We start from the raw sequence: 24,376 nt of genomic DNA, 5'->3' as shown, positions 1-24,376 counted from the left end.
AAATGAGAATGAATCAACTGTTAAGAGGAGCATTCGTTGCAGTAATAGCAGTAATGCTTATTGGATTTACAGCATCATGCAGTAAAGATGGTGATGACAATGTGAATGGAGCAGGAAAAAGTCATAAAGTAGTTTTTAAGGCAATCGCTTCATCAGGCAGTAATATTGATGTAGCGGTGTACGGAATTGACGGTAACCCCACTACAGCATCAAGTCTTAGCGGATCAACGTGGAGCAGCCCTGAGGTGACATCAGAATCGGGAGCATACAGTGCCAATGTTGCAGTAAATGCTATCGGACCGGATGCTTCTGCTACTTTGAAGGTTCAGATCTGGGTAGATGGAGAGCTTAAGAAAGAAGGAACTTCCAGCGGACAGTATTTATCAGCTTCTACAAGCTATACATTTTAATATCAAATTTTTAGGACATAAAACAGGCGCTGGGATTGATCTCAGCGCCTGTTTTTATATTTACTATGGTATTAAGATTAATCTACCTTAACAATAAAGTAGCTTTTCTTACCTTTTTGCAGCAATAAGAATTTACCGTCAATAAGATCAGTTTCATTAGCCGTAAAAGTATCATTTACTTTTTGCTTATTGACAGAGATTGCATTTCCTTTAATTTCTCTTTGGGCTTCACTCTTAGATTTTAAGAATCCTGATTTTTCAGAAAGAAGATCTACAATATTCACTCCTAAAACATCAGACTTTGCAATTTCTTTCTGAGGAACTCCGTCAAAAACTTCAAGGAATATTTCTTCATCAAGGCTTACCAGATCTTCAGCAGTAGAACGTCCGAAAAGAATTTCAGAAGCTTTCAGTGCCTTTTCATATTCTTCTCTTCCATGCACCCAAACTGTTACCTCTTCGGCAAGTTTCTTTTGCAGCTTTCTTTCGTGTGCCGCTGTTTTATGCTCTTCGATCAAAGTTTCAATTTCGTCTTTTCCAAGGAAAGTGTAGAACTTGATAAATCTTTCAGCATCATCATCAGTAGCATTCAGCCAGAACTGATAGAATTTATAAGGAGATGTTTTCTTTTTATCCAGCCAATAGTTTTCTCCGCTTTCAGACTTTCCGAATTTGGAACCATCCGCTTTTGTAATCAAAGGAACCGTTAATGCAAAGGCCTCACCTTGAGCTTTTCTACGGATCAGTTCCGTTCCTGTAGTGATATTTCCCCACTGGTCAGAACCTCCCATTTGTAGTTTTACATTGTTATTTTGGTAAAGGTGAAGGAAATCATATCCCTGAATTAGCTGATAGGTGAATTCTGTAAAACTCATTCCGTCAACACCCGCGTCTCCGGAAAGTCTTTTCTTCACAGAATCTTTTGCCATCATATAGTTGACGGTGATATTCTTTCCGACATTCTTAGCAAAATCAAGGAAAGAAATGTTCTTCATCCAGTCATAGTTGTTCACCAATTCAGCCTTATTGGGCTCGTTTCCATCAAAATTTAAGAATTTTGAAAGCTGATTTTTTAAACAGTCAACGTAGTGTAAAAGAGTTTCCTCATCCAGAAGATTTCTCTCAGCTGATTTCCCGGAAGGGTCACCGATCATTCCTGTAGCTCCTCCTACCAAAGCAATTGGTTTGTGGCCATGCTGCTGGAAGTGAGCTAAAATTTTTATCTGGATAAGACTTCCGATATGTAAAGAATCGGCAGTAGGATCAAAACCAATATATGCAGTAGTTACCTCTTTATTCAATTGTTCATCGGTTCCAGGCATCATATCGGCAAACAGACCACGCCATTTCAGTTCTTCTATAAAGGAATTCATTGATTGTTAACTTTAAAATTTTAAGAAGCAAAGATAGTAAATTCAGAAGGAAGAGAAAAAGGAGAAACCGCAAATAAGTAAATTCATAAAAACCTAAAATACTTTGATGATAACTTTGCCGACATTGAGCAGATTTGATGTTTTTCCCTTTTGCAATTGTGCCCCAAATAAGCTATATTTGTTATTAATGAATGACGAACAGCTATTCCTGCTCATACAGAAGGCCAAGGATAAAGATCAGAAGGCCCAGACTAAACTCATCAATGTTTTTTGGGTGGATGTTTTCTCTTTTGTCATGAAAAAGGTGAGGGATGAAAACGATGCCGATGAAATCACCGTAAATGTTTTTTCAAAAGTATTGTCGAAACTGGATATGTTTGATCCTCATTTTCAGTTTAAAACCTGGATATTGACCATTGCACAGAATACTGTTATTGATTTCTGGAGAAAAAAGAACCGTGAAAACGAAGATGCCGTTGAAAATCTTGATGAAGTCAAAAATCAATATGCCAAATCTCCGGAAGAACTTCTGATTTCTGAAGAAGAACAGAAGAAAATCATCAAAACCATAGAATCTTTGGATGCCAACTATCAGGATATTATCAAGCTGAGGTTTTTTGAGGAAAAAAGCATCAAAGAAATTGCCGAAGAACTGGGGATTTCCGTTGCCAATACAAAAGTACGGGTAATGCGTGCTAAAAAAGTCTTAGCCGAACTGCTGAAGAATAATGAATTTGATGATCATTAAACCTATAAATCAATACAGGATATTCAATAGAAACGGGCTTTCAAATGTCATTCTGAATGAAATGCAATGTAGTGAAGAATCTCATAAACTTATTCATTAATAAGATTCTTCCTTCGTCAGAATGACAAGATTCAAAATTGGCTTTAGCCAAAACTTATTACCTAGAAATAAACTTCTTCTTTTGTCTTCGGAAGAATAATTTTTCTTTGCTTTTCCTGATTTCTGTTTTGAAGATTAATCTTTATACCTTTATGAATATAGGTTTCCTTTGAAGATTTACCATATTCAGCTGTATTTTCTACCTCGTTTGTATAGTTTAGCTGCCCTGTTGATAGGTTGAAATCTACATCTTTCCAGTAATCTCCGGGTCTTCCATACGTGGAGGAAGTTCCTATGAGTTCAAAATGTCCGTTTTGAAATCTGTATTTGTCTGTAACATCCCATTTCCAGCTGCTTCCGCCCATTTGAGAAATGATGAGAATTCCTTTCTCAATTTTAGTTTCTCCGTAAGGATCACCCATCATACCGCCTCCACCACTTTCAAGAATGGCATTTCTTGATTTTTCAAGAAGAGTCCATTTTCCGCCTGCATTTTTCAGAATTTGAATCTCACGGATTTTTCCCAGTTCACCATCATCTTTTGTGGTGTAAATGAGTACTTTTTCAGGAATTTTATCACCATCAAGATCTCCGTCTACCGTTTCCAGAAGGGTAGAACCCGCTGGCTGAAATTGTTTTTGGGCAAGACAGAATGCTCCGCATACCGCGAACAAAAGGAAGAATGTTTTTCTCATAAAAATATTTTGAAGATCAAATATACAAATGAAATTTTGAATGATAAGTTTCATCAATATCTCCGGTTGATGGTTTCCATTAAAAATTCCTTAACTTTGAACTTCAATTTTAGAAATGGAAAATTCAGTTCAAGACACTACCGTTCAAAAACCAAAATGGATCCGCGTAAAACTTCCTACCGGAAAGAATTACAGAGAGCTGAGAACTTTGGTTGATAAATATAAATTAAATACAATCTGCCAGAGCGGAAGCTGCCCGAACATGGGAGAATGTTGGGGTGAAGGTACAGCAACTTTCATGATTTTAGGAAATATCTGTACTAGAAGCTGTGGATTCTGTGGCGTAAAAACAGGAAAACCCCTCGATGTAAATTGGGATGAACCTGAAAAAGTAGCAAGATCAATCAAATTAATGAAGATCAAACATGCCGTTCTTACTTCTGTAGACCGTGATGATCTGAAAGATATGGGATCTATTCTTTGGGGTGAAACAGTGAATGCTGTAAGAAGAATCTCTCCGGGAACCACTATGGAAACTTTGATTCCGGATTTCCAGGGGCTTACAAAGCATCTTGACAGATTAGTAGATGTAGCTCCGGAAGTGATTTCTCATAATATGGAAACGGTAAAACGTCTTACCAGAGAAGTGAGAATCCAGGCAAAATATGAAAGAAGCCTAGAAGTATTAAGATACCTGAAAGAAGCCGGACAAAGAAGAACCAAAACCGGGGTAATGCTTGGATTAGGTGAAACTAAAGATGAGGTTTTCCAAACGATTGAAGATATCAGAAACGCTAATGTGGATGTTATCACTCTTGGACAATATCTGCAGCCGACTAAAAAACATCTTCCTGTAAAAAAATTCATCACTCCTGAAGAATTTGATGAGTTTGGGGATTTTGCAAGAAGCTTAGGTTTCAGACACGTTGAAAGTTCTCCTCTTGTAAGAAGTTCTTACCACGCAGAAAAACATATTCATTAAAATATAAACCGTTCAATAATGAGCGGTTTTTGTTTAGGGTAGGCTGCAGATGTTAGGAGGTAGGTAGTAGATGTTAGGCTGCAGGGATTAAGGAGTTGAAAAAACTCCATTTACAATAACGGCTGCCATAATTCCCCTCCTCCGGAGGGGTGGCAAAAATTCAAAGAATTTTTGACGGGGTGGTTTAGTTGTTCCATCAATAGCTTACATTACATCATGTACATCCTACTTATTACAAGCCGTTTCCTTTGTAATCACTCCAATCCGGCCATTGATTTCAATCGGTTTAAAATGTTTCTTCTTAAATTCGGAAGGCGTCTCTCCCGTATGTTGTTTGAATAGCTTATTAAAGTAAGAAAGACTTTCAAATCCTACCTGAAAACAAACTTCGGTCACAGAATAATCCTTCAGCAGAAATATTTTAGCCTGATTGATTCTGTAATTATTAACAAAATCTGTAAAGGTCATATTGGTCTGCTTTTTAAAATAACGGCAGAAAGCAGGAGTGCTCAGACTTACAATTTTGGCAATTTCATTGACATTGGGTTTCTTGTCATAATTTTCGTGGATATAGTCGTAGATGGTTCCCATTCTGATTTTATCATTCAAAAACCACTTGATTCTGGTATCTTCCTTGTTAAGTTCCTTTACTTCCGTTGAATCAGCGAGAATCTGCAGAATTTCAATTAATCCTACCAGGGATTCAAAGGAGTTTTTATCTTTAATGATCTGTAGTTTTTTAACCACTGTATTTTTTGTTTCTCCGGAAAATGACAGTCCAAGATATGACCGTTCTAAAAGAATTTTGATGTTCTCAAATTCAGGAACAGGAAGAATAATATCCTGAAGGAAGCTTTCCCGCATCTGCAGCACAAGCTGTTGACACTCAGTCTGAATACCATAATCAAAATTAAGGTGGGGAACATTAGATCCAATCAATAAAAGATCACTGTCTGTAAAGGCAGAAATATCTTTCCCTACATGCCGGATTCCGTTCACCGCTTCTACATAGACCAGTTCAATTTCCGGATGATAATGCCAGAAAAAACAGTTTTTCAGGGAAGGGGCAAATAGTTTGAATGATTTCCCTTTTTCAAATTCAATAATTTCTTTCTGGATTTTCATCTTGTTCTCATTTGATTGTTTCTGAATATAAAATTAAATAAAAAGGTTAATATGGAGCAAATTTTTATCATTCAAAGAGGAGTGAAATTCAAACTTTCTTGCGACTTTTGCACTTTCAAAATGAAGAAACTCAGGTATTTTTAATTTGAGAGAAATTAATTCAGAAAAAAGATTTAGATATAATGAAGATTGATAAAAGAATAATACCACTGGCTATCGGTGGTTTGGGAATAGGAACTACGGAGTTTACCGTAATGGGACTGTTACCGGATATTGCAAAAACATTACAGATTACAATCCCGCAGGCCGGACATTTAATTTCTGCGTATGCTATGGGAGTAGTTATCGGAGCTCCGATTCTGATCGGGTACTCGGTGAAGTTCCCTCCTAAAAAAGTTTTGATAGCTTTTATGATCCTTTTTACCCTATTTAATGGTCTTTCTGCAATTGCTCCCGGATATAACAGTATGTTGGTTATCCGTTTTCTGTCCGGACTTCCTCACGGAGCATTCTTCGGTGTAGGAACAGTAGTTGCCTCAAGAATGGCAGGAAAAGGGAAAGAAGCATTTTATATATCGATGATGTTTACAGGGCTTACGGTCGCCAACCTGGCCATGGTTCCTCTGGTCACCTATATCGGGCATACATTCCACTGGAGACTGTATTTTGCTATTGTAGCGGCTATTGGTCTTTTTGCCATATTATTTTTGAAACTGTGGCTTCCCGCCATGGAATCCAACCAAAATACCCACTTCATGGAAGAGTTGAAATTCCTTAAGAATAAACAATCGTGGATGGTACTTGCCATTACAGCAATTGGATTTGGAGGTCTTTTTACATGGTTAAGTTATATTACCCCTTTGATGACTGTTGTTGCCGGAATCAAAAGTAGCCAAATGGCTTATGTGATGGTTCTTGCAGGGGCCGGAATGGTAGTTGGAAACCTGGTAGGTGGGATTGTTTCAGATAAATTAGGACCTGAAAAAACATGTGCCCTTCTGATCTTTTTAATGATGCTGTCTCTTGGAGGTGTTTTCTTCCTTGCAGAACATAAGAATATTGCTTTGGTATTGACGTTTATGTGTGGCGCTTTATCGATGTCTATTGCATCACCTATCAATATTATGATGATGAAAGCTGCTCCAAAAAGCGAAATGATGGCCGCTGCTTTTATGCAGGCTGGTTTTAATATTGCTAATGCAATGGGAGCTTTCTTTGGAGGAATTCCTTTGGAATACGGGTATTCATTCAACTATCCATCGCTGGTGGGAGTGGGAATGACTTTTATAGGAGTGGTTATAAGTGTAAGGTATATGTATCTGTACGGTTCAAGAACTCAAAATGAAGAGGAAGTCGCTGCAGAATGTGTATCTTGTGATAAGTAATAAGATAATTCTTACTATTGAAATAAAAAAAGAGCCTGTTTTTGATTGAAACAGGCTCTTTTGTATAAAAATAAGTTTTTATGCCTCTACTTCATCTCCATTTTTACACCAATAGAGGGCATTGTATAAATTTTCTTTGGGGAAAGATTTAAACTCTCCCGGCATCAGAACACTGAAAATGCTGGTAAAATTACGTATACCTTCTTTGTCAGTAACAATGGCTGACCGATTCCAGTTGGTAAGATTTTTCAATCCTAACAACAAATCCTCAAGCCATGCTCCCATGGTAAAATTATCCAGATCGGTATCCAAATACAATAAGTAATTCAGCTCACCGAATTGCTCTACCTTCTCTTTTACGCGCGGAATTACCAGTCTTTCAAAATCCTCTTTCGTTACTTCTCCCGTTGCATTGAATGCTGCAACATTTTCCGGGGCTTCTGGAATAATTGTTATCATAATAAATATTTTATGGTGGTTTGAGTTTTAAATAATAACAATAATTGCACCATAATTTGATGAAAAATTGTTAAAAAAGGTATAAATATTGTTACTTTCAGTGTAAAATATTAATATGGATCTTAAATCAAATGAACCTTTTTGGCTTTTAAAAAACGGACTGTTAGCTTCTTATCCTTCTTTAAAATCGAATGAAAAATGTGATGTTCTCATTGTGGGAGGTGGCATTACCGGAAGTCTGATTGCTCATCAAATGATAGAAGATGGATATAATACCATTCTTATTGATAAAAGAGAACTTTGTAATGGAAGCACTTCTGCTACCACTTCAATGCTGCAGTACGAAATAGATGTTCCTCTTTATGAGCTGATAGAAAAAATAGGCAAAAAAGGAGCTGTTTTAAGTTATAAAGCCTGTAGTGATGCCATTGATACACTGGAGAAACTTTCAAAAATGGTTAAATCAAATGCCGGATTTAAAAAAAAGAAATCCTTGTATTTTGCTTCAAAAAAGAAGGATGCAGAATGGCTGAAGAAAGAATATCAAGCAAGAAAAGAAAACGGATTTGAAGTGCAGTGGCTGGAAGAGGAACAGATTCTGAAGAAATTTGAATTTGAGAACACATACGGCGGAATATTATCCAGGCAGGGAGCCAGTATTGATGCTTTTCAGTTTGCCCATGAACTTTTTATGTACAATATAAAAAAAGGACTGAAGATCTTTGATAAGACAGAAATGGTAGCAGTGGAGGAGCATAAAGGTTTTAATCTGGTTACCGTAGACAGTGGATATCAGATCAAAGCAAAAAAGATCATTTACTGCATTGGTTATGAAAGTAAAAACTTGCTGAAAGAAAATTTTGTGAATCTGAAAAGTACTTATGCCATTGTTTCTGAAATAGATAAAGACAAGTTTAAAAATATCAGCAGTACGTTGGTCTGGAATACCGATGATCCTTATCTCTACATGCGGACTACCGATGACGGGAGAATGCTGATCGGAGGAGGAGATGAAGACTTTTATGATGCTGGAAAACGGGATGCTCTGCTCAATAAAAAAGAAAAAGAAATCCTTAAAAATCTGAAGAAAATAAAACCTGATTATCATTTTTACCCTGATTTTGTGTGGGCAGGAACTTTTGGTGAGACTAAAGATGGTCTGCCTTACATCGGAGAACATAAAAAAATGAGAAACTCCTACTTTGTATTAGGTTTTGGAGGAAACGGAATTACTTTTTCAGTAACAGGAATGGAGATGGCTTCTCTATTTATGAAGAACAAAAAACATCCGCTATCAAGGTATTTTAAATTCGGGAGATAATCCTGTTTTTTTAACCGCAAAAGTCACAAAAGTTTTTAAACACTTAAGTTATTTAAGAGATTACTCAATGTTTAAGAAGTACACTTAAGTTTTTGAAAACCTTCGATTTTTAATCTATACATGCAAACTGCTTAGGTTCCTACAGAATGACAAAGTACCTGAATAAACCGCTATTCCAATTGTGTCATTCCGTAGGAATCCTGCTTAAATTATTTTAAAAAATGTAGTAAAAAGATACTTTGCCAAATAGTTCAATAGAAAGGGCTCAATTCCCCTCCTCCGGAGGGGTGGCAAAAATTCAAAGAATTTTTGACGGGGTGGTAAAAAAATAGGCAGTCTTTTTTAAGACTGCCTGTTCAACTACAAACTATACCCATTCTTTTTAGCCAGTTCAACAATAGAACTCTCAATTGCTTTTCCCAGATCGTCAGAATCATCAGTACCCCGCTTCTTCATTTCTCCGTCAATATAGGTCTGGCGCTTTTTGGAAAGCTCTTCAATTTCTTTCTGAATTTTATCACGTGCGGCAGACTTTGCCGTGATCGTTTTTTGAATTTCTTCCTTGCTTTTTCCTTTCAGCTCGGCAGGAAGTTCGCTTTCTTTTACATTGGCAATAAATCCGGCATCCTTTTCAGCTTTATCTACCAGATCCCAGTGGTCATTTTTGTAGGCATTCTTTTTAGATTTGGCAACGGCTCTTTCCACTAAGTTGGATGCTGATTGTGACTCAGCGTTTTTATCCTGAGTGATCTGTTTTAGTCTGTATTCCGAACCGTGGTTTCCATAGTAGATATAAGTATCATTCAGCTTTGCATTGCATTCGGAAATTTTGCTGTCGTAGGGCGTTTCAATATAGAGTACTTTTCTGTCACTGTCGATATTGAAATATTTTCCACCTCCCAAAGACGCTCCGTTTTGCCAGAACGTCTGGATTCCTTCTTCCCGGCTTCCGCAGAAAATAGTGTTGGTATAAATATTTTTATCCTTTGCTTTTGAAATAACGTCCTTATAATTTATTTTTCCCTGATTGAAAGCTTCATTTCCTGCAATATAAATCAGTTTCATACTTTTATCATTGCTGTCCCAGTTCAGGTTGGCAGAAGCATCACGAATAACAGCACCGCAATATTCACTGCCACCATTGGTTCTCAAAGCGAATAGCTTTTCGGAAATAAGATCAAGATCCTGAGTGAGAGGAGTAACCTGGCGGATGTAATTTTCATCACGAATTCCGTCATTTCCATATTCATACAGGGCAATTTCAATCTGGGGAGCCTTTCCGTTATACTTGAGAGTGGTCAATGTATTCACAATATTCCACAGTCTGGATTTTGCCTGATCAATCAGCCCGTCCATACTATTGGAGGTATCCAGTAAAAGAGCGACCTGAATTTTATTGTCCTTTATGGTTGAGTTCGCCGGAATCAATGTTACTTTTTGTGTCGGTAAATGGCTTTCAACATTACTTTTTGTAGAGTGGTTTTTCGGAATATTACCGGAGCTTAAAAAAGCTGTTCCCGCTGCAAGTGCTAAGATTTTTAGAGTTGTCATATTGTTATTTTTTATAAGAGTTGTTTATTGTAATTGGCTAACGTTTCATCTTAAATTCCTAGAGTAAAATTATCCCTATTTAAGGTTGAAAATCAGGCAACTTGGTGAATTGGCCTTTTGACTTGGTGAGTTTTGCTGGAGGTAAAAAATAAAAAACAGCTCCCAAAGGAACTGTCTTTTACATCTGTTATTTTAAAGGATTTCGTATCTTGTTTTGATGCTGTATTTCAGTTTGATATTTTCAATATTATCGAAAGAATAATCTACCGGAGCATCAGCCATTTCCAACTGGATATTGCTTGCTTTTCCTCTGTAAGCAACTGGCATAATTGTATCACTGGTGTAATCTTCTATCTCCACAATTTCAAGAGCATTTCCGGTCTTTTTGCCCATACTTTCCAATAAATAATCTGCTTTTTCTTTAGCCGCTTTTAAAGCGTTGATCTTAACTGCTTTTCTGAAATCTGCAATTTTGGTATTCTTTACCTCTGCGATGTTCAGGCTGCTTACCCATTTTTGGTTCAGGTCTTCAAAAATTTTACTCAGACTTGATTTTGTACTGGCTTTAAACTGATAACTTTTAGTAAACTTGGCTGTTTTAGAATAGATATTCTGGTACATTGATTTGAACTTAATGTCTTCGTTTTTTACTCCTGCATTTTTTAAGGTTTCAAATAACTTCTTCTCATTATCTGCCAGGTCGTTTTTGTTATCTGCTTTTATTCCGATGCTGAAGATGATTTCATCCGGTTCTACTTCCATTTCCGCAACACCAGTTACTTCAATTGCATTTTTCTTTACTTCTTGTGTCTGAGCATTTACAAAGCTTCCAAGAGTTAAAATTCCGATTAATAAAAAATGTTTCAATTTCATAATTTCCTGTTTTTAAATTTTTAATTACTGATGTAAAATTACGCCGATTAGAAGCCCGAAACCGGGAGACTTGGTGAAACGGAGCTTTCACTTGGTGAGTTCCGAAAAATGATTAGTTTCCTTTATTCTTTTTCAGATCATATTTTACGTTGAGGTTCATGATATATTGTATACCCACTTCCGGATCAGCATTATTGATTACTTTATCAAAGCCGGTATAATCTGTCCCATCATAATAAAAGGTTTTAGATTTTCTTTCTTCCTTTCTGACATATTTGGAATCATATCCATACGTAACATTGGCACTTTCAAAAGCCGTATAATTCTGATATTGGCTTTTGGGGAAAACATAAGTAAAACCTGAAGAAGCGGTAGGATTTCCAATAATTTCTTTTTTAAACAGTTTAAAATAATTTTCCTTTTTTTTGTCGAAAACTGAATAAGCCTCTTTGAGAAGTTCTTCCTGGATTTTATCAATATCACTGCTGATATAATCTACTTTAATAACATCATAGATCTGGAAGTCTGAAGCTTCAGAGATCAGTTTTTCGATCATTGAGTGTTTGTTTACCGTAATAATGATGTTTTTCTTGGTTTCAAATCCATCCATTTTCTGGACAGCAGTCTGTGAATCTTTATTAACGTTGTAGTCATAGATTTTGGTCTGAGAGATAAAGTCTACAAAAATATCATTGTCTTTGATGCCCATTGAGGATATTCTTTTCATAAAACCGCTGATTCTCCTGTTGATATTTTCAATGGCAATTTTTGGAGTGGCTGCTTCTTCATTCAAACCCAGTGTAAGTTTATATTGATCTGCCGTTTTGTTCATCAATACTTTTACGGTGATAATTAAGGTTGAATCGGTAGCAAAATAGGTATTGGTGTTGATGAATTCAGGTAAATTTCTGAGAGTGGAATAGTCGTTGTTATTTCTGTCTCTGTAGATCTGGTTTCCTCCGACCTGTGCTTTTGAAAGACTCAAAAAAGATATCGTAATGAGTAAAAAAGTAAGAGTTAATTTTTTCATGATTTTTAAATTTGAATTATTTTGCTCCAAACTTAGCCTTACGCTCACATTATCAAAGACTAAACTTGGTGAAAGGGGATTTTCGCTTGGTGAATAGTTTTTGAATACACTATATATATGTATATCTTTGTTTTATGAAAATGTTTACACTTCTTTCAATCTTTTTACTGATGCTTTGGGGAAACACAATGTCTTCCCAAACCACTAATACTACCTCTGCTGCGGTGGAAGATGTACAGGTGGAGACAAAGAAGCTGAAAAAAGCAATGGACACAAAAAATGAACCTGTCCAGGCAGATTCTTATTATAATATTGGTGAAACTTTCTTTAACAGCGGGAACTTTCCGAAGAGTGAAGAATATTATACCAAAGCGAAAAACCTGTATGAAAAACTCAATGACAAGCCAAATATTGAAAAAGCAACCCGCAGATTGGCCCAGTCACAGGAAAAGCAAAATAAAATAACCCCTGCCATCAGCAACTATAGCAGAGTGGCACAAATGGGTTACAGTGAAAAGAGTAAGGCCGTTAATTCTAATGATGTTACAAGGCTTTCTTCTCCTACACCAGAGCTTAGGGCAGAAGCTATCCAGAGTAATATTAACTTAAGTAAAAAAGAAAACGAACAAGGTGATCTTGCAGAAAGCTACAGTCAGCTGGCTGATGTTAATCTGAAGCAGAAAGATGTTTCCAGTGCTGAAGAAAATCTGAATACAGCCTATAAAATTTCTAAAAAAGAAGCCCCGCAGCAAGCGTTGGCTATTAATCAGAAACTGGCAGATCTTTACGTTGAAAACAAAAACTTTGAAAAAGCTATTGAAGCTAAAAAGAAGGTGCTGAAAGAAGATTTTGTAAAAGAAAATTCGCAGGAAAAAGTCAATCAGATTCAGGAACTGGCGGATATTTATATTAAAAAAAATGATCCGAAAGAAGCAGTAGACCTGTTAAAAAATGCCTACGGAATTGCTTTGGACAAAGGTCATACGCTGGAAGCTCAGAGAAGTGTAAAAAAACTGGACAGTCTTTATGCCATCTCAGGAAATATAGATGCTTCCGTTCAGTTGTACAGAGATTTTCTAGGGAAACTTCCCAATCTTGTTTCCAAGGACAGAAGTCTGGTAGACAATAAAATCCTGGAAGATACTGAACAGAGAATTTCACAGCTGGAAAAAGAAAGAGAATTAAAAGATGAGCTTATACGCAAGAAAAATGTATTCAACTATAGTTTGATCGGAGCTTTGGTTCTGCTTACCGGATTGATTGTTTTTATTTTCAGAACATTGAAAAAGGTTCAGATAAAGAATAAAAAAATTGCACTTCAGTCTTTGCGCAGAGAGATGAATCCGCATTTTATCTTTAACAGCCTGAATAGTGTTAACCACTTTATTGCGACCAATAATGAGCTGGAAGCCAATCAGTATCTTACAAAGTTCTCCAAACTGATGCGTGGCGTGATGGAAAATTCTACTGAAGATTTTATTCCTTTCCAGCAGGAACTTGACCTTCTCCAAAATTATCTTGCCCTTGAAAAAACGCGTTTTGCTGATAAATTCGATTACGAAATCGATGTAGATGAAAGTCTGAATATGCAAAACCTGCAGATTCCGGGAATGCTCATACAGCCGTTTCTGGAAAATGCAATATGGCACGGACTCCGTTACAGAACAGAAAAAGGTTTTTTAAAACTAAACTTTGAGAAAAGTGAATTGTACCTTAAAATCCTTATTGAAGACAACGGAATAGGCATTGAAGAAAGCAAAAAACAGAAAACCCAGCATCAAAAAACAAGAGAGGGTAGAGGAATGAAAAATACGCTGGAAAGAATTCAGCTTCTGAATGATCTATACAAAAAAGATATTAGCTGCTCTGTAAAAGATAAGGTAAGTAATAACGGAGTTCTTGTCACTATAAAAATAAAAATGCCATAAACCCCTGAAAATAGTCTTTTACCTATTGTCTTTTACTCCCCGTTAAAAAATTCTGTAACCATTTTGATTAAGTTATTGTCTTAACAGATAAAAACATAACCCAAAATGAATACAACAACTAAAACAGCCAGACTCGCGGGATTTTTTTATCTCATTGTTATCGTAACCGGATTTTTCAGTTTAATGTATGTTCCGTCAAAGCTGATCATTTGGGAAAATCCAGCATTGACTTTTCAACATATTTCTTCTGCAGTACAGTTATTCAGATTAAGTATAGTAAGCAGCATTATTTGTTATATTGCTTTTACTTTACTCCCATTGGTTCTGTATAAATTATTGAAAGATGTGGATGATCATTATGCAAAACTGATGGTTATTCTTGCTCTTATCAGTATCCCTATTTCTTTTATCAATCTTCAAAACAAATTTTCTGTTCTTACGATTATTGAAGGAGCCGATTACCTGAAAATATTCGGTCTGAAACAGCTGCAGGCACAGATAATGTTCCTGCTGAGCAATTATAATAAGGGACTCCTTATTGCGCAGATCTTTTGGGGATTGTGGCTTTTTCCTTTTGGATATCTGGTGTATAAGTCCGGATTCTTACCCAAAGTTTTGGGCATCTTCTTAATGTTGGGGTGTTTTGGATATCTGATCAACGTTTTTGGAAGAACTGCTGTTCCTCATTTTTCAGACTATCTGATATCAGGTTATATTACATTACCGGCAACAATAGGAGAAATAGGTATCTGTTTTTGGCTGCTGTTGGTTGGAATACGAAATAAAAAAGTTAATTAAAAAATCATAACCATGAACAATTCTACAAAATTTGAAGATGTACAGATCAATGTGAAAATCATATTGGCAGGTCTTTGGGCTTCAGTTACTCTGTGCTATCTGTACGGTGATTATTTCGAGCTTTATACTCCGGGGAAAGCACGTGGTCTGGTGGAAGGAACCAATTTATTAGATTCCCCGCCGAAATTATTTCTTGCCTCCGTTGTTCTGGCAATTCCAGCGGTGATGGTATTTCTTTCCCTGATACTAAAACCGGCACTGAACAGGATGCTTAACCTCATCTTTGGTATTTTTTTTACTTTGGTCATGCTGTTTATTGGTGTTATTTCTTTTTCGGATTGGTATTTGTTTTATGTTTTCCTTGCCATGGTAGAGTGCATAATTACAATATTAATCATAAAGTATGCATGGTACTGGAAGAAAGTATAATCTTTATTCACCATGGGCTGGGTAAGATTGTAAAGTTGATGAAATATTCCTAATTTGCACCTGCAACCTATTACCTGCCACCTAATATCTGATATAATGAAAATAAAAGCCGTAATTGTAGACGATGAACTCATCGCAAGAGAAGTTTTACGAAGCTATCTTACCAAATACTGTCCACAGGTGGAAATTCTTGGTGAGGCTGAAAATATTAAAGAAGCAGTGCCATTGATTGCTGAAAAGCAGCCTCAGCTGGTGTTCCTGGATGTAGAAATGCCCTTCGGAAATGCCTTTGACGTATTGGAAGCTACCAAAGCATTTTCCTATGAAACCATTTTCATTACTGCGTTTTCACAATATTCATTACAGGCTTTAAACAAATCGGCAAGTTATTATATTTTAAAACCTATTGATATTCAGGAGCTGATTCTTGCAGTGAATAAAGTAGTAGAAAGTCTTGAGAAAAAAGAAGAACTCAACCGAAATAAGATTCTTCTTGAAAACCTGAAATTAAAGCCTGAAAAACAGCAGTTGATTCTTCCAACCCTGCAGGGATTTGATGTTGTAAAGACTGAAGATATTGTCAGATTACAAGCCGATGGAAACTTTACACAGGTTTATCTTACCGATGGTTCAAAGAAAATGGTGTGCCGCTTTTTAAAACACTTTGATGACCTGTTGGAAAGCCCTTTTGTGAGAGTTCACCGTTCCCATATCATCAATACAGGATTTGTGAAATCTTACCATAAAAGCGGAACCGTAATGTTGTCTGATGATACGGAAATTGAAGTTTCAGGAAGCTTTAAAGATAATTTCCTGAAAGTCTTTTCATAGAATTTATGGGTCCTTAACAGACCAAAGGCATTATTTTTGACGTTTTATGATAACCACCAAAATATTTCTGTCATGAAAACCATTCATAAAATTATACTTCCCGTTTCATTGGGAGCTTTAGGGCTTATCGTTTTCAATTCATATTCTGTAAGAATTCCCAGAGGTGCTTCTGCGGTAAAGAATTTTGATCTTAAAAAATACCTTGGCAGATGGTATGAGATCGCCCGTTTTGATTACAGGTTCGAGAAAAATATGGATAATGTTACTGCAGAATATACAGAGAATCCGGATGGAACAGTTCAGGTCAGAAATAAAGGGTACGACTACATTAAAAGAGTATGGAATGAATCGATCGGGGAAGCAAAGTTTGTAAAAGACCCGAAAGAAGCCCGTCTGAAAGTTTCATTTTTTAAACCAATATGGTCTGGTTATAACGTTATAGATATTGATGAAGACTATCAATATGCTCTGGTGGCAGGAAGCAGTTTAAAATATTTATGGATTCTTTCCCGTACCACTAATATTCCTGAAAGTATCCGCCAGCGTTTCCTTCAGAAAGCAAGAAAAATCGGTTATAATACCGATGAATTGATTTGGATAAAACATAATCAATAGATAAGGTAAAAGGGTAAATTTGCGAAAAACTAATGATTTTCAGTGATTTGCAAATTTACCCTTTCGCTTTTTAGTCTTTAATATACTCTTTCCATTCCTCAAAACGGTGGTCAATAACCTGTTTCATCAGATCATAGTTTTCGTAGGTATCCTCAATGTGGTAGAAGGTTTCATATTCATAATCACTTTCCTCAGCTTTTGCATCGAAAATATTAACGTAATCATCAGCAAATGAGCTGTATCTGTTTCCGAAATCGGTATCATCCGCATAATAATCCTTTGCAAAAAGATTTCCAAGCTCGTTCAGGTCATATTCAGAAAATTTTCCGTCGCAGGAATCCATAATGAATTCTGCACCAGTGATTTCTCTGCGCTTTAATTTTTCAATTTCCTCTTCACCATCTTCTTTCAATTCATCAGAAATCAGATCATTCTGAATGCACCAGTTCAGGAACATTCCTGTATGCGTTGCTCCGTTCTTCTGAGGAAGTCCCTCAGGAAAATCACCACCATAATGCCATGAAGCATCATCATATTTAGACATAATTTGTATTGTAGTTTTAAATAAATTTCGTCAAAAATAGAAAAAATCAATTTATATTGCTGCAGCCACAGAATTTTCCGTCATTTGCATAGAATTTTTTTCAACAAAAAAGCATATGGAAAAAGCTGTTCTGATTACCATTGGTGATGAAATCCTTTCCGGAAACACGGTAGATACCAATTCTAATTTTATTGCTGCTGAACTTAAAAACATAGGAATAAAAGTTACTCAGATTCTTACAATCTCAGACGAAATTGAAACCATTAAAGAAGCATTGAATGCTGCTTTTGAAGCAGGTGACTTAGTCATTACAACGGGGGGACTTGGGCCAACCAGAGATGACAAAACCAAAAAGGCACTGGCAGAGTATTTCAATGATGAAATTGCTTTGGATGAGGTGACATTCAATCATCTTAAAGGATATATGGAGAGAAGAGGAAGAGCAGATATTCTCGAAAGAAACAAAGAGCAGGCTTTTGTACCTACCAAATCCATTGTTTTTCAGAATCATTACGGGACGGCTCCGTGCATGATGATGGAGTTGAACGGTAAACTGTCTTACAGTCTTCCGGGAGTTCCTTATGAGGTAAAACCGCTTATCAAAGACCAGATTATTCCTTATTTACAGGAAAGATTCAAACTTCATTATATCCATACCAGGATTGTTTCCGTGGTGGGAATTCCTGAAAGTATCCTTGCAGACAAAATTGAAGACTGGGAACTGGCGCTTCCGGAAAATATTGCACTGTCTTATCTTCCGGTAGGAACCCGTGTGAAACTTCGTCTGACGGCTTCCGGTGATAATGAAGAACAGTTGAAGCAAATCACAGAAGAAGAAATTCAGAAATTACTTCCTTTAGTAGAAGGTCACGTAATTGCTGTATCTGAGGATAAAATCGAGAATATTCTGGCAGAAATGCTTACCGAAAGAAATCTGACTATTTCCACAGCAGAAAGCTGTACCGGAGGTGAACTGGCAAAAATGATCACTTCAGTTTCCGGCAGTTCAAAATATTTCCATGGCGGAATAGTACCTTATGCCACCGAAAAGAAGATTAAAATTTTAAATGTTTCTAAAGAAACCGTAGATCAGTTTACGGTGGTAAGTGAAGAGGTTGCTCAGGAAATGGCAAAAGGCTGTCAGGAGTTATTTGAAACCCATATCTCTCTTTCTACAACCGGTGTGGCCGGCCCTGGAAAAGGAGAAGATGGGAAAGATATCGGAACGGTGTATTATACGATAAGGATTAATGACAAAGCAGAAACATTTAAATTATATATGCCGCATCTGGAAAGAGTAGATTTTATGAATTTCGTTTCACAAAAGGTGATTCAGGATCTTGTAAGTCTCCTTATAAACAGTTAGATACATTTCTGTTTTTTTAATTTTTTTTTAATTAATTTTAATAGAGTTTTTCACACTTTTTGAGAGCCATTCAATAAATTTCAAAAATCGTGGAAAATTCCAAACAGATCTTTCAGACCAACAGCAAAAAACGCTGGAAAAGTGTACAGTGGGGAAGCCGTATTTTTATATTTGTAGGAATATTGCTTTTGCTTGCTTTGGGGCTGATGATGACCCTGGACAGAAGTCCTAAAATTCCTTTTCAAGAAGATTATAAAGCCGTAATTACCGCCAATAAGCCCTATCTTCAGGAGAATAAAATTTCCAAAGAGTATAAAGGTTTCAGAAGCTTTATTTCGGAAAAAACAATTCATACCAATCTCGACAAAATTCAGAAGGCGAGGGAAGAAAGATATAAAAATCAGAACAGAAACTGGGCTCAGTTTCCAGGTGGAATCCGGTCTGCATTCTATGTAGCATGGGATCCTCAGTCTCTCATGTCCCTGAAACGAAATATAAGACACGTTAATCTGGTTTTCCCGGAATGGTTTTTCCTTGATCCGAAAACAGGAGATCTGAAAACCAATGTAGATCCGGAAGGATACAAAGTGATTAAAAGAACAGGAGTTGCCGCAATGCCAATGTTGAGTAACAACTCTGATCAGGAATTCCATTCAGAGGGATTGGTAAAAGTTCTTAATGATCCTCAGAAAAGAACCCATCTGATCCAAAAAATTACTCAACAGTGTAAAAAATACCATTTCAAAGGAATCAATATTGACTTTGAGGATATGAACCTGAATTCTGATGAAAACCTGATTGCCTTTATGAAAGAGCTTTCAGAAACTTTCAAAAAGAATCAGCTGCTGGTGACGATGGATATCATGACGGATAATGATGATTACAACATACCAAGATTAAATCCTTATGTAGATTACTTTGTTTTGATGGCTTACGATGAATATTCTGCCGGAAGTGATGCCGGGCCGGTTTCTTCTCAAAAATGGATCGAAGAACAGACCGGAAAAATCGTAAAACAAACTTCTCCGCAAAAAATTATTTTGGGTCTTGGTGCTTATGGCTACGACTGGAGCTCCAATAAAGATGATAATACGTCTGTAACTTATATGCAGGCGATTACCAAAGCCAGCGCCAGTAAAGCGGTCATTGATTTTAATGACAATACGTTTAATTTAAATTATTCTTATACAGATTCTAAAAATCTCACCCACACCGTATTTTTCAATGATGCGGCTTCTATTTTCAATACAATGCGTTTCTCCTCAGAATATCCATTGGCAGGAACAGCACTTTGGAGACTGGGAAGTGAAGACAGCAGAGTCTGGAATTTCTATGATAAAGACCTTACGTTTGCCGGCCTTTCCAAACTGAATCTGAAAACCCTGGAAAATGTAAAAGGGCAGACCATGGTAGATTATATCGGAGATGGAGAAGTGCTGGATGTTCTGAATACTCCTCATGACGGAAAAATTGCACTGGAAACTGATCCGAAAGAAAAAATAATTACAGACGAAAACTACATCACTTATCCAAGTTCTTACGAAGTGAAAAAATATGGAGGCGCTCCCCAAAAAGAACTGGTGCTGACTTTTGATGATGGTCCGGACGAAACATACACTCCGCAGATATTGGATGTGCTTTCTAAGTATCACGTTCCGGCAGCATTCTTTTTGGTAGGCTTAAATGCAGAAAAGAATCTTCCGCTTGTTAAAAGGATTTACCGTGAAGGGCATGAGATCGGAAACCACACTTTCACTCATGAAAATGTAGCAAAAGTAAGCCCTGAAAGAGCTTTACTGGAACTGAAACTTACAAGATTACTGATAGAATGTGTAACAGGACACAGTACAATTCTGTTCAGAGCTCCGTATAATGCCGATTCTGAGCCTACCACTTCAGAAGAGATCATTCCGGTAGCACTGGCAAGACAACAAAATTATCTTGATATCGGAGAAAATATTGACCCTGAAGACTGGCAGCCGGGAATAAAAGCAGATGAAATTGTAAAACGTGTAATGGCCGGGCTTAAACAAGAGAGAGGAAATATCATTCTTCTTCACGATGCAGGTGGAGATACCAGAGAAGAAACGGTGAAAGCTTTAAAAATTCTGATCCCTACACTTCAGAAACAAGGCTATCACTTTACAAATCTGACCAGTATTCTGCATAAAACCAGAAGCGAACTGATGCCTGAAGTTCCGAAAACAAAGTCATATTACATCATGCAACTTAACCTTGTGCTGGCCACTGTAATTTACGGAATAAGCCATTTTCTGGTGGCATTATTTACCATTTTCATTGTATTAGGATTAGTCAGACTATTGCTGATGGCATATTGGGCTTTTAAAGAAAGAAAAAAAGAGAAAAAACTTGGCGGATTTCCAGTCTTGGAATCTTATCCTAAAGTTTCCATTATTGTACCCGCTTATAATGAAGAAGTGAATATTGTTTCTTCGCTTCAGAATCTGTTGAAGCAGACCTATCCGAATTTCAACATTATTATGGTAGATGACGGAAGTAAGGATTCCACTTATGAAAAAGTATTAGAAGCATTCCCTGATCATCCGAAACTGAAAATATTCACCAAAACAAATGGTGGAAAAGCAACGGCTTTAAACTTCGGAATAGCACAGACGGATGCAGAATATGTAGTGTGTATTGATGCAGATACCAAACTGCAGCAGGATGCCGTAAAATATCTGGTTGCTAGATTTTTAAATTCAGATCCGGAAGAAAAGATTGCTGCCGTAGCAGGAAATGTGAAAGTTGGAAACAGAGTCAACTGGCTTACCAGATGGCAGGCTATAGAATATACAACGAGTCAGAATTTTGACAGGCTGGCGTATGCGAATATCAATGCGATTACCGTAATTCCGGGTGCTATTGGTGCATTCAAAAGAGCTGTAATTATTGAGGCTGGAGGCTATTCATCAGATACCTTAGCTGAAGATTGTGATATTACCGTGAAAATTTTAAAAGCAGGATATACAGTCGCCAATGAAAACAGAGCGGTTGCCGTTACTGAAGCTCCAGAAACGGCGAATCAGTTCTTAAAACAGCGCTTCCGCTGGACCTACGGAATCATGCAGATGTTCTGGAAACAGAGACAGACTTTCCTTAACCCCAAATATAAAGGATTGGGACTTTGGGCAATGCCGAATATTTTATTATTCCAATATATTATTCCATTTTTCTCACCGCTGGCAGATGTGATTATGTTTTTTGGAATTCTGTCTGGAAACGGAGATAAAATATTCACCTATTATCTGATTTTTCTTTTGGTGGATGCCTCTTTAGCTTTAGTAGCATTTATTATGCAGCGCGAAAAATTAATCAATCTGCTGTATATTATTCCACAGAGATTCGGGTACAGATGGCTGATGTATATTGTTTTGTTTAAAAGTTTAAGAAAGGCATTGAAAGGCGAAATGCAGTCCTGGGGGTTCCTGAAAAGGACTGGGAATGTAAAAGAGATAGCAACTTCTTAATATTTGTTTAAATTTGTTTCCTTGAAAAGTAACAAATTTCAAATAAATCATACATATTCTAAAAATTGTTATCATAATGAAAAAAATAACGCTTTCTTTGTTTTTAATAGCAGGGATCTGCACTCAGACTACTATGAGCGCACAAGCTAAAGCTGCTAAAGTAGCAGTGAACAACACAGATAAAGGTTTAGACCTTAGCTTGATGGACACTTCGGTGCGCCCTCAGGATGATTTTTACAACTACGTGAGTGGAACCTGGATGAAAACTGCCAAAATTCCATCTGATAAACCAACTTGGGGAAGCTTCAATAAACTGGCTGAGGATACGGATAACAATTCCATGACAATCCTGAACTCTCTTCTGAAAGATAAATTTGCTGACGGAAGTGAAGGGAAAAAAATCCAGGATCTGTATGCTACTTACATGAATATGGAGAAGAGAAATGCAGACGGAATCAAGCCTATCCAGGAAAATCTGAATAAGATTGATGCTATTAAAAACATGGCTGATCTTCAGAACTACCTTACTTCTGTAACAAAAGAAGGGGAGAATGTTTTCTACGGATGGGGCGTAGATGCAGACCTTAAAGATTCTAAAATGAATGCCGTTTACTTAGGAAATCCTTCTTTAGGTTTAGGAAGAGATTATTATCAGAAAGTAAACGAGAAAAATACAGAAGCTATTGCTGAATATCAGAAATATGTAGCTTCGATGCTAAAAGAATTAGGGTACAAAAATGCTGATGAAGCAGCAAAAGGTATCGTAAATTATGAAAAAAGCATCGCACAGACTTATCTGACAAACGAGCAGAGCCGTGATAACACGCTTCAGTACAACCCTAAAACGATGGCAGAACTTTCTGCTTTGGTAAAAGGAGTTGACCTTCCAGCGTATCTTAAAAAAGTAGGAGTAAATACAGATAAAGTAATTATCAGTGAACTAGGATTCTATAAAGATTTCGATAAATTAGTGAATGCTCAGAATCTTTCTGTAATTAAAGATTATCTGAAATTCCACATGATCCACGGAAGCGCTTCTTACTTAAGTGAAAACTTAGGAAATATGAAGTTTGCTTTCTACGGTAAATACCTTAGAGGACAGCAGGAACAAAGAGCTCTTAACAAGAGAGGTTTTGAATTGATTAACGGTTCTTTGGGAGAAGCTTTCGGAAAATTATATGTTGAGAAATATTTCCCTGCTGAAGCAAAAGCTCAGATGGTAGAATTGATCGACTATTTAAAGAAAAGCTTTGCAGTTCATATCAATAACTTAGCTTGGATGTCTTCAACAACTAAGGAAAAAGCAATGCAGAAACTGAACAAATTTACAGTAAAAGTTGCTTATCCTGACAAATGGAAAGACTATTCAAAATTAAATATCGTTTCTGAAGCAAAAGGTGGAAATCTATATAAAAACCTTCAGAACATCGGAGAATGGCAGTACAATAAAGATTTAGCTAAAATCGGTAAGCCAGTGGATAAAACAGAATGGGGAATGACTCCACAGACTGTAAACGCATATTACAACCCGGTAAACAACGAGATTGTATTCCCTGCTGCAATCCTTCAGCCGCCATTCTTTAACCCTAAAGCTGATGCTGCTGTAAACTTCGGAGGTATCGGTGCTGTTATCGGTCACGAAATGAGCCACGGATTTGATGATTCAGGTGCACAGTTTGATGCTGATGGTAACTTAGTAGACTGGTGGACTCCGGAAGATAAAGCTAACTTCGAAAAAGCAACAAAAGCTCTTGCTTCTCAATATGACAAATACGAGCCTGTAAAAGGAACTTTTGTAAACGGTACTTTCACAAACGGTGAAAATATCGCAGACTTAGGAGGAGTAAATATTGCTTATGACGCTCTTCAGATGTACTTAAAAGATAAAGGAAATCCAGGGAAAATCAGTGGATTCTCTCAGGATCAGAGATTCTTCCTAAGCTGGGCAACGGTTTGGAGAACATTATCCAGTGAGAAATATATGGTAAATCAGGTGAAAACTGACCCACACTCTCCGGGATATTTCAGAAGTTTTGGTCCGCTTATCAACGTTGACGCTTTCTACAAAGCATTCGATGTGAAAAAAGGAGACAAATTATACAAAACTCCAGAAGAAAGAATTAAAATCTGGTAAAAATAACAACCGCTCAGTAATGGGCGGTTTTGTTTTTTTAGGTAGCAGGTGATAGGAGTTAGGGATTAGGGATTAGGAGATAGGAAGACTTCTATTCGTAATAACGGCTTTCATCATTCCCCTCCCTCGGAGGGGTGTCAAAAATTCAAAAAATTTTTGACGGGGTGGTTCTAAACTAACATTAAACATTAA

Annotated in this window: 21 protein-coding genes; 13 read left to right on the top strand and 8 right to left on the bottom strand. The window is 36.8% G+C overall.

What is annotated here, in order from left to right; all coding sequences use genetic code 11:
- The first annotated feature begins 8 nt into the window (after positions 1-8).
- Positions 9-410, top strand: a complete 402-nt coding sequence (locus ACLMCG_RS07205; protein WP_413959329.1) for a hypothetical protein — start codon at positions 9-11, stop codon at positions 408-410.
- A 77-nt stretch (positions 411-487) separates the two neighbouring features.
- Here ACLMCG_RS07205 and tyrS read toward each other — a convergent pair whose 3' ends face one another.
- On the bottom strand, positions 488-1,783 hold the full coding sequence (gene tyrS, locus ACLMCG_RS07200) for a tyrosine--tRNA ligase (protein ID WP_413959328.1): 1,296 nt from the start codon (positions 1,781-1,783) through the stop codon (positions 488-490).
- Positions 1,784-1,970: 187 nt separating this feature from the next.
- Here tyrS and ACLMCG_RS07195 point away from each other — a divergent pair, with 187 nt between their 5' ends.
- Positions 1,971-2,531 carry an RNA polymerase sigma factor gene (locus ACLMCG_RS07195; RefSeq protein WP_047377164.1) on the top strand — a complete coding sequence of 187 codons (561 nt, stop codon included), beginning with the start codon at positions 1,971-1,973 and terminating at the stop codon, positions 2,529-2,531.
- 161 nt (positions 2,532-2,692) lie between these two features.
- On the opposite strand, the gene ACLMCG_RS07190 is transcribed toward ACLMCG_RS07195, so the two are convergent.
- On the bottom strand, positions 2,693-3,325 hold the full coding sequence (locus ACLMCG_RS07190; protein WP_413959327.1) for a hypothetical protein: 633 nt from the start codon (positions 3,323-3,325) through the stop codon (positions 2,693-2,695).
- Positions 3,326-3,440: 115 nt separating this feature from the next.
- Here ACLMCG_RS07190 and lipA point away from each other — a divergent pair, with 115 nt between their 5' ends.
- Positions 3,441-4,307 carry a lipoyl synthase gene (gene lipA, locus ACLMCG_RS07185; protein ID WP_034692098.1) on the top strand — a complete coding sequence of 289 codons (867 nt, stop codon included), beginning with the start codon at positions 3,441-3,443 and terminating at the stop codon, positions 4,305-4,307.
- Between the two features lie 225 nt (positions 4,308-4,532).
- Here lipA and ACLMCG_RS07180 read toward each other — a convergent pair whose 3' ends face one another.
- Complete coding sequence (locus tag ACLMCG_RS07180) at positions 4,533-5,432, bottom strand: AraC family transcriptional regulator (protein WP_413959326.1); 900 nt, start codon at positions 5,430-5,432, stop codon at positions 4,533-4,535.
- A 182-nt stretch (positions 5,433-5,614) separates the two neighbouring features.
- On the opposite strand from ACLMCG_RS07180, the gene ACLMCG_RS07175 reads away from it, so the two are divergent.
- Complete coding sequence (locus ACLMCG_RS07175) at positions 5,615-6,817, top strand: MFS transporter (RefSeq protein WP_413959325.1); 1,203 nt, start codon at positions 5,615-5,617, stop codon at positions 6,815-6,817.
- Between the two features lie 78 nt (positions 6,818-6,895).
- Here ACLMCG_RS07175 and ACLMCG_RS07170 read toward each other — a convergent pair whose 3' ends face one another.
- Positions 6,896-7,276, bottom strand: a complete 381-nt coding sequence (locus tag ACLMCG_RS07170) for an STAS/SEC14 domain-containing protein (protein WP_223600550.1) — start codon at positions 7,274-7,276, stop codon at positions 6,896-6,898.
- Positions 7,277-7,391: 115 nt separating this feature from the next.
- Here ACLMCG_RS07170 and ACLMCG_RS07165 point away from each other — a divergent pair, with 115 nt between their 5' ends.
- Complete coding sequence (locus ACLMCG_RS07165) at positions 7,392-8,597, top strand: NAD(P)/FAD-dependent oxidoreductase (protein ID WP_413959324.1); 1,206 nt, start codon at positions 7,392-7,394, stop codon at positions 8,595-8,597.
- A 360-nt stretch (positions 8,598-8,957) separates the two neighbouring features.
- Here the strand turns inward: ACLMCG_RS07165 and ACLMCG_RS07160 are convergent, their stop codons facing one another.
- The 3 genes from ACLMCG_RS07160 to ACLMCG_RS07150 form a co-directional block, all read right to left on the bottom strand.
- Positions 8,958-10,148, bottom strand: coding sequence for a VWA domain-containing protein (locus tag ACLMCG_RS07160; RefSeq protein ID WP_413959323.1), 1,191 nt, complete (start codon positions 10,146-10,148; stop codon positions 8,958-8,960).
- 192 nt (positions 10,149-10,340) lie between these two features.
- On the bottom strand, positions 10,341-11,021 hold the full coding sequence (locus ACLMCG_RS07155) for an SIMPL domain-containing protein (RefSeq protein WP_223600547.1): 681 nt from the start codon (positions 11,019-11,021) through the stop codon (positions 10,341-10,343).
- A 112-nt stretch (positions 11,022-11,133) separates the two neighbouring features.
- The gene (locus tag ACLMCG_RS07150) at positions 11,134-12,051 is read right to left on the bottom strand and encodes an SIMPL domain-containing protein (protein ID WP_413959322.1); all 918 of its coding nucleotides are present in this window, start codon (positions 12,049-12,051) and stop codon (positions 11,134-11,136) included.
- A 134-nt stretch (positions 12,052-12,185) separates the two neighbouring features.
- Between ACLMCG_RS07150 and ACLMCG_RS07145 the strand changes: the two genes are divergently transcribed.
- The 5 genes from ACLMCG_RS07145 (at position 12,186) to ACLMCG_RS07125 (ending at position 16,652) form a co-directional block, all read left to right on the top strand.
- Positions 12,186-13,979, top strand: a complete 1,794-nt coding sequence (locus ACLMCG_RS07145) for a histidine kinase (protein WP_413959321.1) — start codon at positions 12,186-12,188, stop codon at positions 13,977-13,979.
- Positions 13,980-14,084: 105 nt separating this feature from the next.
- The gene (locus tag ACLMCG_RS07140) at positions 14,085-14,777 is read left to right on the top strand and encodes a DUF4386 domain-containing protein (protein ID WP_413959320.1); all 693 of its coding nucleotides are present in this window, start codon (positions 14,085-14,087) and stop codon (positions 14,775-14,777) included.
- 12 nt (positions 14,778-14,789) lie between these two features.
- Positions 14,790-15,206: a DUF6326 family protein gene (locus tag ACLMCG_RS07135; protein WP_413959319.1), complete on the top strand. Its 417-nt coding sequence runs from the start codon at positions 14,790-14,792 to the stop codon at positions 15,204-15,206.
- 96 nt (positions 15,207-15,302) lie between these two features.
- Positions 15,303-16,037: a LytR/AlgR family response regulator transcription factor gene (locus tag ACLMCG_RS07130; protein WP_213278401.1), complete on the top strand. Its 735-nt coding sequence runs from the start codon at positions 15,303-15,305 to the stop codon at positions 16,035-16,037.
- A 72-nt stretch (positions 16,038-16,109) separates the two neighbouring features.
- Positions 16,110-16,652, top strand: coding sequence for a lipocalin family protein (locus ACLMCG_RS07125; RefSeq protein WP_413959318.1), 543 nt, complete (start codon positions 16,110-16,112; stop codon positions 16,650-16,652).
- 70 nt (positions 16,653-16,722) lie between these two features.
- On the opposite strand, the gene ACLMCG_RS07120 is transcribed toward ACLMCG_RS07125, so the two are convergent.
- Positions 16,723-17,196 carry a hypothetical protein gene (locus ACLMCG_RS07120; protein WP_413959317.1) on the bottom strand — a complete coding sequence of 158 codons (474 nt, stop codon included), beginning with the start codon at positions 17,194-17,196 and terminating at the stop codon, positions 16,723-16,725.
- 115 nt (positions 17,197-17,311) lie between these two features.
- Here ACLMCG_RS07120 and ACLMCG_RS07115 point away from each other — a divergent pair, with 115 nt between their 5' ends.
- From ACLMCG_RS07115 to ACLMCG_RS07105, 3 genes are all read left to right on the top strand, one after another.
- Positions 17,312-18,562: a CinA family nicotinamide mononucleotide deamidase-related protein gene (locus tag ACLMCG_RS07115; RefSeq protein ID WP_413959316.1), complete on the top strand. Its 1,251-nt coding sequence runs from the start codon at positions 17,312-17,314 to the stop codon at positions 18,560-18,562.
- 89 nt (positions 18,563-18,651) lie between these two features.
- On the top strand, positions 18,652-22,050 hold the full coding sequence (locus ACLMCG_RS07110) for a polysaccharide deacetylase family protein (protein ID WP_413959315.1): 3,399 nt from the start codon (positions 18,652-18,654) through the stop codon (positions 22,048-22,050).
- A 76-nt stretch (positions 22,051-22,126) separates the two neighbouring features.
- On the top strand, positions 22,127-24,184 hold the full coding sequence (locus ACLMCG_RS07105; protein WP_374200550.1) for a M13 family metallopeptidase: 2,058 nt from the start codon (positions 22,127-22,129) through the stop codon (positions 24,182-24,184).
- Positions 24,185-24,376: the final 192 nt, after the last annotated feature.

The sequence above is a fragment of the Chryseobacterium sp. S90 genome, from assembly GCF_047444895.1.
Lineage (GTDB): Bacteria > Bacteroidota > Bacteroidia > Flavobacteriales > Weeksellaceae > Chryseobacterium.
The sequence above is the reverse complement of the archived record's forward strand: the minus strand, read 5'-3'. Positions and strand labels throughout refer to the sequence as shown.

Coding starts and splice junctions, on each gene's coding strand:
- ACLMCG_RS07205 (WP_413959329.1), top strand. CDS start 9: ATGAATCAACTGTTAAGAGGAGCATTCGTTGCAGTAATAGCAGTAATG.
- tyrS (WP_413959328.1), bottom strand. CDS start 1,783: ATGAATTCCTTTATAGAAGAACTGAAATGGCGTGGTCTGTTTGCCGAT.
- ACLMCG_RS07195 (WP_047377164.1), top strand. CDS start 1,971: ATGAATGACGAACAGCTATTCCTGCTCATACAGAAGGCCAAGGATAAA.
- ACLMCG_RS07190 (WP_413959327.1), bottom strand. CDS start 3,325: ATGAGAAAAACATTCTTCCTTTTGTTCGCGGTATGCGGAGCATTCTGT.
- lipA (WP_034692098.1), top strand. CDS start 3,441: ATGGAAAATTCAGTTCAAGACACTACCGTTCAAAAACCAAAATGGATC.
- ACLMCG_RS07180 (WP_413959326.1), bottom strand. CDS start 5,432: ATGAAAATCCAGAAAGAAATTATTGAATTTGAAAAAGGGAAATCATTC.
- ACLMCG_RS07175 (WP_413959325.1), top strand. CDS start 5,615: ATGAAGATTGATAAAAGAATAATACCACTGGCTATCGGTGGTTTGGGA.
- ACLMCG_RS07170 (WP_223600550.1), bottom strand. CDS start 7,276: ATGATAACAATTATTCCAGAAGCCCCGGAAAATGTTGCAGCATTCAAT.
- ACLMCG_RS07165 (WP_413959324.1), top strand. CDS start 7,392: ATGGATCTTAAATCAAATGAACCTTTTTGGCTTTTAAAAAACGGACTG.
- ACLMCG_RS07160 (WP_413959323.1), bottom strand. CDS start 10,148: ATGACAACTCTAAAAATCTTAGCACTTGCAGCGGGAACAGCTTTTTTA.
- ACLMCG_RS07155 (WP_223600547.1), bottom strand. CDS start 11,021: ATGAAATTGAAACATTTTTTATTAATCGGAATTTTAACTCTTGGAAGC.
- ACLMCG_RS07150 (WP_413959322.1), bottom strand. CDS start 12,051: ATGAAAAAATTAACTCTTACTTTTTTACTCATTACGATATCTTTTTTG.
- ACLMCG_RS07145 (WP_413959321.1), top strand. CDS start 12,186: ATGAAAATGTTTACACTTCTTTCAATCTTTTTACTGATGCTTTGGGGA.
- ACLMCG_RS07140 (WP_413959320.1), top strand. CDS start 14,085: ATGAATACAACAACTAAAACAGCCAGACTCGCGGGATTTTTTTATCTC.
- ACLMCG_RS07135 (WP_413959319.1), top strand. CDS start 14,790: ATGAACAATTCTACAAAATTTGAAGATGTACAGATCAATGTGAAAATC.
- ACLMCG_RS07130 (WP_213278401.1), top strand. CDS start 15,303: ATGAAAATAAAAGCCGTAATTGTAGACGATGAACTCATCGCAAGAGAA.
- ACLMCG_RS07125 (WP_413959318.1), top strand. CDS start 16,110: ATGAAAACCATTCATAAAATTATACTTCCCGTTTCATTGGGAGCTTTA.
- ACLMCG_RS07120 (WP_413959317.1), bottom strand. CDS start 17,196: ATGTCTAAATATGATGATGCTTCATGGCATTATGGTGGTGATTTTCCT.
- ACLMCG_RS07115 (WP_413959316.1), top strand. CDS start 17,312: ATGGAAAAAGCTGTTCTGATTACCATTGGTGATGAAATCCTTTCCGGA.
- ACLMCG_RS07105 (WP_374200550.1), top strand. CDS start 22,127: ATGAAAAAAATAACGCTTTCTTTGTTTTTAATAGCAGGGATCTGCACT.